This is a genomic window from Flavobacterium limnophilum, assembly GCF_027111315.2.
Classification (GTDB): domain Bacteria; phylum Bacteroidota; class Bacteroidia; order Flavobacteriales; family Flavobacteriaceae; genus Flavobacterium; species Flavobacterium limnophilum.
On record NZ_CP114289.2, the window covers coordinates 3,846,933 to 3,859,963 of the forward strand.

The 13,031-nt window shown below is 36.2% G+C and carries 12 protein-coding genes; 5 read left to right on the plus strand and 7 right to left on the minus strand.

Translation table 11 applies throughout. The features are described 5' to 3' along the window. Positions 1-14: 14 nt before the first annotated feature. Positions 15-668, minus strand: coding sequence for a uracil phosphoribosyltransferase (upp, locus tag OZP13_RS15975; protein ID WP_281297818.1), 654 nt, complete (start codon positions 666-668; stop codon positions 15-17). 100 nt (positions 669-768) lie between these two features. Between upp and OZP13_RS15980 the strand changes: the two genes are divergently transcribed. Continuing rightward, positions 769-1,374, plus strand: coding sequence for a DUF4254 domain-containing protein (locus OZP13_RS15980; protein WP_281297819.1), 606 nt, complete (start codon positions 769-771; stop codon positions 1,372-1,374). 120 nt (positions 1,375-1,494) lie between these two features. Further along, the gene (locus tag OZP13_RS15985) at positions 1,495-2,499 is read left to right on the plus strand and encodes a glycosyltransferase family 9 protein (protein WP_281299458.1); all 1,005 of its coding nucleotides are present in this window, start codon (positions 1,495-1,497) and stop codon (positions 2,497-2,499) included. Positions 2,500-2,511: 12 nt separating this feature from the next. Here OZP13_RS15985 and OZP13_RS15990 read toward each other — a convergent pair whose 3' ends face one another. From OZP13_RS15990 to OZP13_RS16015, 6 genes are all read right to left on the minus strand, one after another. Beyond that, the gene (locus OZP13_RS15990) at positions 2,512-2,838 is read right to left on the minus strand and encodes a hypothetical protein (RefSeq protein ID WP_281297820.1); all 327 of its coding nucleotides are present in this window, start codon (positions 2,836-2,838) and stop codon (positions 2,512-2,514) included. 476 nt (positions 2,839-3,314) lie between these two features. After that, positions 3,315-3,668: a HepT-like ribonuclease domain-containing protein gene (locus OZP13_RS15995; RefSeq protein ID WP_281297821.1), complete on the minus strand. Its 354-nt coding sequence runs from the start codon at positions 3,666-3,668 to the stop codon at positions 3,315-3,317. Next, positions 3,661-3,960, minus strand: coding sequence for a nucleotidyltransferase family protein (locus OZP13_RS16000; RefSeq protein WP_269241117.1), 300 nt, complete (start codon positions 3,958-3,960; stop codon positions 3,661-3,663). The genes OZP13_RS15995 and OZP13_RS16000 overlap by 8 nt, the downstream gene beginning before the upstream one ends. A 221-nt stretch (positions 3,961-4,181) precedes the next feature. Then, complete coding sequence (locus tag OZP13_RS16005) at positions 4,182-4,895, minus strand: hypothetical protein (RefSeq protein ID WP_269241118.1); 714 nt, start codon at positions 4,893-4,895, stop codon at positions 4,182-4,184. A gap of 364 nt (positions 4,896-5,259) precedes the next feature. Continuing rightward, positions 5,260-6,027 (minus strand): hypothetical protein, encoded by a 768-nt coding sequence (locus OZP13_RS16010; protein ID WP_281297822.1) that lies wholly within the window; start codon positions 6,025-6,027, stop codon positions 5,260-5,262. Positions 6,028-6,301: 274 nt separating this feature from the next. Next, complete coding sequence (locus OZP13_RS16015; RefSeq protein ID WP_281297823.1) at positions 6,302-7,354, minus strand: ferredoxin--NADP reductase; 1,053 nt, start codon at positions 7,352-7,354, stop codon at positions 6,302-6,304. A 526-nt stretch (positions 7,355-7,880) separates the two neighbouring features. On the opposite strand from OZP13_RS16015, the gene OZP13_RS16020 reads away from it, so the two are divergent. The 3 genes from OZP13_RS16020 (at position 7,881) to porW (ending at position 13,029) form a co-directional block, all read left to right on the plus strand. Further along, positions 7,881-9,350, plus strand: coding sequence for a DUF5687 family protein (locus tag OZP13_RS16020; RefSeq protein WP_281297824.1), 1,470 nt, complete (start codon positions 7,881-7,883; stop codon positions 9,348-9,350). 47 nt (positions 9,351-9,397) lie between these two features. Continuing rightward, entirely contained in the window at positions 9,398-10,093 is a 696-nt protein-coding gene (locus OZP13_RS16025) for an ABC transporter ATP-binding protein (RefSeq protein WP_281297825.1), read from the plus strand. Between the two features lie 86 nt (positions 10,094-10,179). Further along, positions 10,180-13,029 carry a type IX secretion system periplasmic lipoprotein PorW/SprE gene (gene porW / locus OZP13_RS16030; protein WP_281297826.1) on the plus strand — a complete coding sequence of 950 codons (2,850 nt, stop codon included), beginning with the start codon at positions 10,180-10,182 and terminating at the stop codon, positions 13,027-13,029. The last annotated feature ends 2 nt before the right edge of the window (positions 13,030-13,031 follow it).

Genomic DNA, 13,031 nt, shown 5'->3' on the forward strand with positions numbered 1-13,031 from the left:
AGACTTAGAGGCAATTATAATTTATTTCCATAAGCCAAATCGCCGGCATCACCCAATCCCGGAACGATATATTTTTTCTCGTTCAATTTTTCGTCCAAAGCGGCAATCCAAAGATGGCAGGAATCCGGCAAATGTTCCTCAAGATAGGCAATGCCTTCCGGCGCGGCAATGATTACGGCAACGTGAATTTCTTTAGGAGTTCCTTTTTCCATCAATTTGTTGAAGACGGCAACAATGGATTGTCCCGTGGCCAGCATTGGGTCAAGCAACAACAAGTTTTTGTTTTCGATGTCGGCGACCGCCTGGTATTCCACCAAAATATCGAAATAATCATCGTTGTTCGGATGATGTCTATAAGCCGAAATAAATCCGTTTTCGGCGCTGTCAAAATAATTCAGAAAACCTTGATGTAAAGTTAAACCGGCTCTCAAAATCGAGCACAACACCAATTGATCCGCAATTTCGGTGGTTTTCTTGATGCCAAGCGGCGTTTGGATTTCGACGTTTTTGTAATGTAAATTTTTACTTAATTCATAAGCCATTACTTCGCCAATACGTTCAATATTTCTTCGAAAACGCATACTGTCGTTGTGGACATTCACGTTCCTGATTTGGCCCAAAAAATGATTCAGGACGCTGTTGTTTTCGGATAAATGATGAATTTGCATGGCTTGATGTAGATTTAGAATTTAGATGCTTAAACTTTGAAAGTTTTTTCAAACTATAAATGTATAAAAAAGTATCTTTGTCTTTTAAAATATAAAAGATATGTTTTCAAAATTAGCGTATTCCGTTTTCGAACAAAGTATCCAGGATTATCATCAATTTGATAATGTGGACCAACCGATAAACAATCCTTTTCCAAAGGAAAAAATCGAACATTTATTATACCTGAAAAACTGGATTGACACCGTGCAATGGCATTTCGAGGATATCATTCGCGATCCCAATATTGACCCGGTTGCGGCATTGACCTTGAAAAGAAGAATTGATGCTTCGAATCAAGAACGTACCGACATGGTGGAATATATTGACGGCTATTTTCTTCAAAAATACAGCCACGTCAAGGTAAAAGACGATGCCAAAATCAATTCTGAAAGTCCTGCTTGGGCATTCGACAGATTGTCTATTTTGGCCTTGAAAATTTATCACATGCAGGAAGAAGCCACTCGTGCCGAAGCCTCGCAAGACCACAGAGACAAATGTCAAGCCAAATTGAACGTGTTGTTGGAACAAAGAACCGATTTGTCCACCGCAATCGAAGATTTGTTGACCGACATCGAAAACGGCGACAAGTTCATGAAAGTGTACAAACAAATGAAAATGTACAACGACGATGATTTGAATCCTGTTTTGTACCAAAACAAGAAATAAGAAACTATATTTTGAACCATTAAGGGATTAAGAAAATTAAGTAAAACTTGATGAGCCTTAATCTCTTAATGGTTTTTAAACATTAATTCATTGTCCAAAAAAATCCAACATATAGCCGTCATGAGACTTTCCGCAATGGGAGATGTCGCCATGACGGTTCCTGTTTTAAGGGCTTTTGTCCAGCAAAATCCCGAAGTGAAAATCACGGTGGTTTCCCGACCGTTTTTCAAACCCTTTTTTGAGGGAATTCCCAATCTTTCTTTCTTTGCTTTCGACGAAAAACAACGCCATAAAGGATTTCTGGGATTGTTGCGATTGTTCCAAGATTTGAAAGCCTTACACATCGACGCTTTTGCCGATTTACACAACGTTTTGCGCTCCAAAGTGGTTCGAACGCTTTTTGCCTGGAGCGGAAAAAAAACAGCTTCAGTCGATAAAGGAAGGGAAAAAAAAGCAGCTTTAACGCGTGCCGAAAACAAGATTTTCAAACCCTTGACCACAATGTTCGAAAGACATGTCAAAGTGTTTCAACAACTTGGTTTTAGGGTAGATTTATCGAATCCTATATTTCCGAAAAAAACAGTTTTGGGTAAGGAATTAATTCAATTAATTGGAGATAACAACCAAAAACTAATCGGGATTGCGCCTTTTGCACAATACGATTCCAAGGTCTATCCCCTGGATTTGATGCAAGAAGTTATCAATAGATTAGCTTCGACTAAAACCCATAAAATCCTGCTTTTTGGCGGTGGAAAAAAGGAAATCGAACTACTGGATTCGCTTTCAAAAGACAAAGAAAACGTGGTTGTCGTTGCCGGGAAAATCAAGTTTCATCAAGAATTGCAACTCATCAGCAATCTCGACGTGATGCTCTCCATGGATTCCGGGAATGCGCATATTGCGGCAATGTTGGGCGTAAAAGTCATCACGATTTGGGGAGCGACACATCCTTTTTCCGGTTTTTCGCCTTTCAATCAACCTTTAGGAAATGCTTTGACCGCAGATAGAAATTTGTTTCCAAAATTGCCTACTTCGGTTTATGGGAATAAAATTGTCGAAGGCTATGAAGATGCAATGAGGACTATTGGTGTGGAGAAAGTAGTGTTCAGTGTTCAGTCTCAATAAACTGAAACTAACTTATAGCCAAATCTTCTCGTCCTGGCAACGTTTCAAAATATAACTTTTTAAGTTCGAAATAGTTTCTTGGTAAGCGGGTGCTTCGAAGCCAAAACGCTCGTGTTCCATTTGTTCTTTTTCGATGGCGTTGCAGCCCTTGATGACTTCTTTGAGCATATCGAGCATCGCTAATTCTTTGTTGTTGGTTTTCTGGAATTTGAACTCCACGATTTCATCCTGCAATTGCTCGCAATACTCCAAAAGTTGTGCTACTTCAGGTTCGTCCAGAAGGGAAGGATTGGTTTTGAATATTTCTCGGGTGGATTTCATATCAGCTGATGTGGACATTTATTAAACTAGTAATGGCGAATAGCATAAAGCACTTTTTTTAATTTTCAACATTCTGGTGCTAGAGCGGGTTTGGGAACTAAATTAAGCCCTATTTTCGGATTTGCCAAATATGTTCCCAGATACAAAACCATTTTTCCATTAGCCTATTGGCCAAATCTGTTGTAGTAGATGTGAAGACTAAATCCTATTGTTATTCTCTCTCCAAACTTTAGAACAACTCTATGGTGTGTGTGAATGTGTTTTTTTCTTTGTGGTGGTTTTTTGAGTTTTCTTTTTAAATGCTGATGCGAGAATATAACTTTCGGATGGAAGAATATGATTTACAAAGGCTCTAATATAACTTTCAGGTGGAAGAATATAATTTGCAAAGGCTCTAATATAGTTTACAAAGGCTCTAATATGATTTACAAAGGCAAGAATACAACTTTTGGATGCTCCAATATAGTTTTATGATGGAAGAATATAAAAACATCCTAATTTTCGTTCTCCATAATTAACGCATCAACTTCGAGTTTTAATTTTGGAAGATGATTGGTTAGTATTGACCAAATATTCTCGTCAGAAATATTGTCATAGGCATGAATAACTTGATTTCGCAGCCCAATAATTGCTTTGGCATTACTAATTTTTATAGTAAATGAATTGTCTCGAGTTATTATTCTGTTTACTGCTTCACCAATAATTTCAAGATTTCTTTCGACCGCTCTTTTAAGCATTAAGTTATTTTTGTACTTGAAAAAATCTTTTTCTTCTTCTATGAAAAAGCTGTCGATTTCTTCAATGCACATTTTAATATCGTAAAGCCATTTAAGAATTCTTTCATCCATAAATAAGCTCTTTAGATTTGTTTATGGAGTTTATTAAAATTGGATTTCTAAGAGTTTGTTCTTCAACTAAGTCAATTTCACGCCCAAAAAGTTTTTCTAAATCTTCTTTGAAATCCATATAGTTATCAAAATACTTCGATAACTCAATGGATTTAAATTTTACGAGAAGATCAATATCACTTTCTTTATTGAAGTTAGAATTCAGTGCCGAACCAAATAGATACATCTTTTCGACATTGTACATTGTACAAAGCCTTTTTAAATCTTCAATATTTCGGTCAACTATTCCCATTAAGCAAATTTAGGTAAAAAAAGTTCTATTCTGTACGGGTGCCAAAATAATTACGGGTAACATTCTTTTACTACAGCGGGTTTGGGACAAAATTAAGCCCTGTTTTCTGAAGCCCTGTCAGGGTTTTGAACCCTGACAGGGCTGGACGGTAGGTAGTCTGGTTTTGTTTAATGGATGATTTATTTTTGTGCTGAGGGAGCGATGAGGCTGTTGTGTGGGGGTTATTTTGTTGAGATTGCTTTATTAATATATTTTAAATGCTTCATCAATTCATTGTAGTTGGAGAAATTTTCAATTCCAAATAAATCTTTATCGTTTAACCAGTCTGTCGGAACTGCCAAGTTTTTAGATTTGTGAAAGTTTAATAAGTATGATCCTCCATCATACCACATGTCTCCAAGTTTGTCAGAGAAGTTTTTTTCATAATATATGTATTTTTCATATTCTCTATGCATTAACTCTTCTTTTAGGGGTAAATATATTTTATAATATTCATTTCTGTTGCTTAAAGATTTCTCACTGTTTTTATAATTTAAACTTCGATGTTTCTTTATTTCGGGAGAATATTTGTCTTCAAAGGCAATATATTCATCAACAGCTTCCTGCCATATTTTTTTTAGGTTTTCATAGTTAGGAGATTGATGCATAACCCATAAAAGATTTTTATCTTCTTGTGTAGCCAAAGAATATCTACTTTTTCCTTTTTTTATGTTTTGAAGATAAAACTCTAACTTTAAATAACTTAATTGTTTATCAATACTATCTTTCTTATTTTCCAATTCCGAAAGATTCATTGTTTCGTATTTAGAAGTAATTTTTTTGTTTTCCAATTCCGAAAGATTCATTGTTTCGTATTTAGAAGTAATTTTTTTGGTTGAAGAACAACTTGTAATTAAACAAATAGTCGATGCAATAATTAAACATTTTAATTTCATAGTTTTAATTTTAGCTAACTAGTATATAGGTCTGACGGCAATCAGACTTTATTATTAATCAAATATATTAATTTTTTCTTACAAATTATCAAACGGACTTTTATATTAAAACCAAACTTCCTAAAACAAAAAAACTTCCCTTTTCAGAGAAGTTTTCGTTAACTATTTAATTTTTGAAATCTGCAATCTAAAATCTACATTCGGATTAAAATCATTATAACTAAGTGTTGCCCAAGATTTGGGACTAAATTCTATTTTATCTTTCGGATTATCACAGATTTTTCAAATACAAAACAACTTTCCATCTAGACAAAATCCGGCATATTTTAAAACGAGGGTTAGTAGGACGTTGTTATTAAGGTGCTTATCTTTCCCAGATTATGCGGTAAATAAAGTTTAAATCAGGTTTTAATAAATGGTATTCGTAGCTTTTGGTTACGCTATCAAAACCTATTTCTGTAACTTTTTCAAAATTAGTATTTATCGAGTCAATCTTTCTTTTTTCTAAAATAGCATTAGTGTCGTAATTTTCAGCTTTATATTTCAATATGATTCTGTAATGTATTATATCGACTTCTTGGGTAATTCTATTTGAAACGAAGGTTTCTGATTTTCTATCTACATCATTCAATAAAGCCTTAAAATGTATGACCTGATTATCATTATAATAGACAGGTTTTTTAAATTTCAAGATAGCTTTATCGTATTGCGTTGGGTCTTGTAAATCCATAACATTTATAACCTCTTGTAAATCTGAAGTTATTGTTGGAATTACCGAGCCTGACCATTTGAAGTTAAATGAATAATCTGATAAAATTGGTTTTTTGGATTGTATTAATTTGTAAATTTCAAAGGTAATGTTTTTACAGTCTGAGGTTTCATACTTTACAAATGTGGATTTACTTTCAAAATCATTGTTATTTAAACCTGTGATTTTAAATAGCGTATAAAGTAAAGATAGCGTAAAAATCAAGAGCATTAAACAAAAAAAAGCTAATGCAATTACAACAGAATGTTTATCGTTTGTAAATACTAAGACTAAACCAATGACTGATGCTAAAGATGCGAAGAAGTAAAATTGTTTAGAAAAAATATTAACAACAGCAGTATAAGCATCCTTAATTACAGACATTTTTGTAGAGTTATTTATTCGTCAGTTCCCATTTTTATATTTTTTTGATTAAATTAATCTATGCAAAGATAATACAAAATTTATTTCAAATCATAATCTGTTTTATTTTTAAAAAAGCAAGCTAAAATCTATCTAAGAGACTATTGCAATTGTATTATTTCCCGCTAATATAAGAAAAATTACAACTTCCTAAAACAAAAAAACTTCCCTTTTCAGAGAAGTTTTCGTTAACTATTTAATTTTTGAAATCTGCAATCTAAAATCTGCCATCTGATTAAACATCGTCAAAATCAACCACAATTTCTGCGGAGGTTGGATGGGCTTGGCAAGTAAGAATCAAACCTTCGGCGATTTCTTTGTCGGTCAGGATGGAGTTTTTCTTCATTTCGGCCGTTCCTGATTTTACTCGGGCGAGACAGCTGCTGCAAATTCCGCCTTGGCAAGAATAGGGAGCATCTATGCCTTGTTTTAGGGCTGCTTCGAGGATGGTTTGTTTTTGCGACATTTCGAAAGTCGTTTCGTCATCGTCAACCGTCATCGTGATTTTGGTGTGCCCTTCGTGGGAACTGGCTTCCAAATTTTCGACAGCAGAACTGGAGAACAATTCGAATTTTATAGCCGAATCCTTGATGTTGTGTTCCTTCAAAACTTTGGTAACGGTATTGATCATTTCTTCCGGTCCACACAAATAGAACTTGTCGAATTCCAATTCCTTGTGTTTGTTGTTTAAGACAAAATTCACGACCGATTTATCGATGCGACCGAAAAGTGCGCCATCGGCTTTGGCTTGACTATAGACATAATGCACAAATAATCTTCCGGTATATTTCAGTTGTAAATCGTGTAATTCCTGGTGGAAAATGGTTTCTTCCGGCGATTTGTTTCCGTAAACCAAAACAAAAGAACTTTGCGGTTCGCTTTTCAAAACTGATTTCAGGATAGAAATGGCTGGCGTGATTCCGCTTCCGGCCACAAAAGCGGCGTAGTTTTTTTGGTTATGGCTTTCCGTTTCCAAAGTGAATTTTCCTTCCGGTTTTCCCACTTCAAGAATATCGCCTGCTTTTAGTTTGGTGTTGGCAAATTGGGAGAAAGCACCGTCTTTCACTGCTTTCACCGCAATTCTCAATTCACCACTTTCTGGCGAAGAACAAATGGAGTAGGCGCGACGAATTTCTTTGCCGTCCAGCGTCAATCTCAAATTGACATATTGACCGGCAACGAAAGTATAATGGGATTTGAATTCCTCGGGAACATTAAAAAGTATGGAAACAGCGTCTTTGGTTTCGCGTTTTACTTCTTTTATGGTGAGTTTTTTGAATAAAGGCATTGGAATATTTTTTTGCAAAGATAGTAAACCAAAAAAAATATAGAAGTTTATGACTTTAGAAGTTTGGTTTTTTAGGTTTCCTTGTCTGGTTTTTTGTCAAAATGGGTTTAAAAGCCGTGTTTTTTCTGTTTTGTTTATTCCAATGGCGAATCCCAAAACCTGGATTATGCCGACGCTAAAGACCTTCTAAAGCCTGTTGTATTGCTGTTTACTTCATATTAATTCTAATAAGTTTGTATGGTATTTCTATAATGAATCTATTATTTTATATGTTTTTATAGAATGACTATAGAGCGAGTATAGACTCACTATAGATTCATTATGAATTTTATGGCATTATAATAAGCTTTAACTTGCAAGGACACATCAATAATTAGGCTTCTAATAGCCGTTTTCTGCACCAGCCGATAAAAATCATTCCCCAAAAAGTTTCCGAAGAACTTGCAAAAACAAATCCAGAATATTCTATTTAAAATTTGTAACTTTTTTCTACATTTATCAACTAATAGAAAATAATCCAATTGTTATGATTCAGAAATTCCTTTATCTCGAATGGAAGGCTTTTACTAGGTCGGCCTCTTTCGGAGCCAATTTGGCCATCAAAATACTAATGGGTTTTGTAGCGGCCTATTTCATTTTAGTTTTTTTGGTATTAGGAATTGGGGCCTTTTATATCCTCAAAAAATTGCATTTCGACCCAATAGTTACCATCAATAAATTTATGATTTATTATTTGCTATTCGACTTAATCATTCGATTATTACTGCAGAAGATACCCGTGATGAATATTCGTCCGTTGCTGGTTCTTCCTATAAAAAAACCTATTATCGTACATTTTTCTTTGGGAAAAACGGTCTTGTCCTTTTTTAATTTTGTTCATGCCTTTTTCTTTCTTCCATTTAGTATTGTCTTGATTTATGAGGGATACGATGTGCTGTCGGTGATTCTTTGGCATACGGCTATGGTTTCCTTGATTTACATCAACAATTTTGTCAATATTGTGTTGAGCAACAAGGACAATTTGTTGGCAGTTTTTGTTGGAATCGCCGCTGTTTTTGGTGGTTTGCACTACTTTGGTTTTTTTGATATCACCAATTACACGGGACCAATTTTTGATGTTCTTTTCAACACCTATTGGGCTTTTGCAGTTCCTGTGGTTTTGTTGATAGGCTTGTATTATGGTACGTTCAATTATTTTAAAAGTGATTTGTATCTTGATGCTGGACTTTCCAGCAAACACGACATTGCCAAAACGGAGGATTTGACTTGGTTGAACCAATTTGGCACCATTGGGACATTCTTGAAAAACGACATCAAATTGATCAAAAGAAACAAAAGATCAAAAACTACTGTTGGGTTAAGCGTGATGTTTCTTTTTTACGGACTGCTTTTTTTTACCAACGGAATCGAAGCCTACAACAATCCCGTGATGCACATTTTTGCCGGTATTTTTGTGTCGGGAGGATTTTTAATCACTTTCGGGCAATTCGTGCCGAGTTGGGACAGTGCTTATTACCAATTAATGATGACGCAAAACATTCCCTACAAAGGCTATTTGAGTTCCAAATGGTGGTTGATGGTCATTGCGACCATCATAACAACCATCCTTGCTTCGTTCTATCTTTATTTTGGATGGCAAATCTATATGACCATTGTTGTGGGAGCGATTTATAACATTGGAGTCAATTCCCATTTGGTTTTATTGGGCGGTGCATACACAAAAACACCCATAGATTTGAGTTCCGGGAAAGGTGCTTTTGGCGATAAAAAAGCGTTCAACATAAAAACGATGTTGGTATCGATTCCGCAATTGGCCTTGCCTGTTTTACTTTATTGGGCAGGTTCTACTTTGGCCAATGCCAATGTTGGACTGGCATTAGTGGCTTTGTTGGGAATAATGGGATTTGCCTTTAAAAACAAGGCTTTTTCCTTGATTGAAAAAATATACAAAACCGAAAAATACGCAACCATAGCGGCATACAAACAAAAATCGTAATTCGTAGAGACGTTGCAATGCAACGTCTCTACCAAAAAAATCAAAAAATGATAAACGTACAAAACCTTTCAAAATCATACAACGGAACTACCGTATTAAAAATAGACACTCTAGAAATTCCAAAGGGACAAAGTTTTGGATTGGTGGGCAATAATGGGGCTGGAAAAACGACTTTCTTCAGCTTGATATTGGATTTGATCCAACCCACAACAGGACATATCATCAACAACGATGTCCAGGTGAATACCAGCGAAAACTGGAAACCTTTTACGGCTTCTTTTCTGGACGAAAGTTTCTTGATTGGCTATCTCACGCCCGAGGAATATTTCTATTTCATTGGCGATTTGCGCGGTCAAAACAAAGCCGACATTGATGCTTTATTGGCCAAACACGAAGAATTTTTTAATGGCGAAATCCTGAAAAACAAAAAATACCTCCGCGATTTATCCAAAGGGAACCAAAAGAAGGTTGGGATCATCGCCACGCTAATCGGCAATCCCGAAGTCGTGATTCTCGATGAACCGTTTGCCAATTTGGATCCAACAACCGTAAACCGATTGAAAAAAATCATCAAGGAATTGGCCGAAAATCCCGATGTAACCGTATTGGTTTCAAGCCACGATTTGCTTCACACGGTCGAGGTTTGCGACAGGATTGTTGCCCTAAACAAAGGCGAAGTCGTGAAAGACATCCAGACATCACATGAAACCTTGCGGGAATTGGAAACGTTTTTTGCCGTTTAAATTTCGATATTTCAAAAAGAAACGTATTTTTACCAGTCATTATACTAAAATGTACTTTTGAAAGTTAAATGATAAACTGTTTCCCATTGAAAACCAAGATATTTAAACACTCTTTTTTTATAGCATTCATACTGTTTTTGGTAGCATGTTCTACCAAGAAAGATACTTTTTTGGCCAGAAATTCCCATGCATTAAGTACAAGAGACAATATTCTTTACAATGGGCAAATTGGGCTGGACAAGGGAATCAAAGACATCAAAACGGGTACTAAAGACAATTTCTGGAAGCGGTTGCCCATCGAAAGAATGCAGATTATCGAGGACAATGGCGCTGCGGAAAAACCCAAAAACGCCAATTTTGAACTAGCCGAAGCCAAAGCCACCAAAGCCATCCAGAAACATTCGATGAACATTGGCGGTCAAGAAAAAAATTATCAAATAGACGAAGCCTATTTACTGTTGGGAAAATCAAGGTATTACGACCAACGATTTATCCCCGCCTTGGATGCCTTCAATTATATTTTGTACAAATATCCCACCAGCAGCAATATCGACCAAGCCAAAATTTGGCGCGAAAAAACCAACATGCGGTTGGGAAATGACGCACAGGTCATCAAAAACATCAGCAAGCTTCTGGACGAAAAAGCCATTAAAAAAGCCAAGACTGCCAAAGAAACCCCAAATGTAGCGATAGGAACTGATGGAAAATTTATAAATTACGAAAGCAAACGGTCAAAGGAATTAAAGCTGAAAAAACAAGTTATTGCCGATGCCAATGCGCTTTTATCACAATCTTTTTTGAACTTGGAAGAAAAAGACAGTGCCATTGCCAAACTAAAAATAGCCGAAAATTTCACCAAAATCAATTCAGAACGAGCGCGATACCGTTTTATTCTTGGCCAATTGTACCAAGAAAAAGGAGTAAGGGACAGCGCCATTTACAGTTATCAATCCGTGATAGACATGAACCGTAAAGCCGAAAGGGAAATGGTTATTCAGTCTTATGCCAAAAAAGCGCAATTGTTTGATTATCAAAACGGGGACAAAGATGCTTTCGTGAAAACCTACAACAAGTTGGTCGATGATCGTGAAAACAGGCCTTTTCTGGATGTCATTTATCATGAAATGGGCGTTTTTTACGACAAACAAAACGATCAGGAATTGGCCAAAGAATTTTACAATGCTTCTTTAAAAAGAAATTCTCCCGACGCTTATTTAGTGGCGTCGAATTACAGAAATTTAGGAAACATGCATTTTAAAAACACGGAATATTCCACCGCAGCAAAGTATTATGACAGTACTTTGGTCAAATTGGATGTAAAAACCAGGGAATACATTCACATCAAAAAAGTTCGAAAAGACTTGGATGAAGTGATTGAATATGAATTTGTTGCCAAAGAAAATGACAGTATTTTAAACATTGTTGCGCTATCGGATACGGACAGGATTTTGTATTTTGAAAAACATATCGACAAACTAAAAAAGTCGGATGAAGCCAAAAAAATATTGGAAGAAAAACAGAAAGAAACCCTTGCCAACATAGACAAAAGCAACATCAACAGTGCCGATGATCCTGTTTCTGCCTCGGGTACACCAGTAAAAAAATCATCGCTTGCGCCTCCTTCAATGCCAAGTGCTTCTGGAAATAATGTGGCCAACACGTTCTATTTTTACAATCCTTCGACCGTGGCTTTTGGAAAAATTGAGTTCAAGAAAAAGTTTGGTGAAAGGTCATTGGGCGGCAATTGGAGATTGTCAACCACTAAAACGGCGGTAGTTGACGGTGCCGTTAGCGACACAACCGCCACGGAAAAAATTGAAACAGCCAAAGAAGTGGAACAATACACGACCACTTTTTATTTGGACCAACTTCCAAAAACACAAGCGGAGATTGACGAAATCGCCAAGAAACGCAATTTTGCCTATTACCAACTGGGGGTTATCTACAAAGAAAAATTCAAGGAACATGAATTGGCCAGCAAAAAACTCGAGCAATTATTACTGAATAATCCCGAAGAAAAACTGGTGCTTCCGACGATGTATAATTTGTACAAAATATATCAAATCACGGACAACGCCAAGGCTGAAGAAATGAAAGCCCGTATTTCGAGCCAATATCCAAATTCTCGTTATGCACAAATTATCAACAATACAAATCCTGATTTGGTTTCCTCAAAGGACAGTCCGGAAGACGTATATGATAAATGGTATAAATTATACCAAGAAGAGTATTTTGCTGAAGTATTGGCAAAAATGGACGACTTGATTCTTCAATATTCGGGTGATGAAATTGTTCCAAAATTCGAATTGCTTAAAGCAAATATTCTAGGAAAACTGCAGGGATTGGAAGCCTACAAAAACGCCTTGCAATACGTGGCAGACAATTATCCAACGACTGAAGAAGGCAAGAATGCCCGTGAAATTTTGACGACTCAAATTCCGTCATTGGAAAAAATGAATTTCAGTACTGTCGATACCAAAAACTGGAAAGTCCTATATAAAGTGGGTAAATTGGAAGACAAGAACACCAAAGCCCTGGAAGATAAAATCAAGAAATTCATGGGCAGCGAAAACGTCCAGAAATTGACTTACACGTATGATATTTATACCGAAAAAGAAAACTTTCTGACCATTAGCGGCATAAAATCGGAGGCCTACGCCAAAGATATTGTCGTGATAATGAAAGACAATAAAATGTATAAAGTGACGGAGCCGGCTGTCGTGATTTCGAACGACAATTACAAAGTGGTTCAAATCAAGAAAAATCTGGACGAATATTTGACACCGCCAAAAGTTGTTCCCGCTCCTGTTCAACCGGCTGTAGTTCCCCAATCACCAGAAGTGAAACAACCAACGCCGCCCGGAGCTACCCAACAAATGTTGCCACCGGGAATGACGCCTCCAACTGGAAAACCTCAATCACCCCCAAAGCCGTAAAT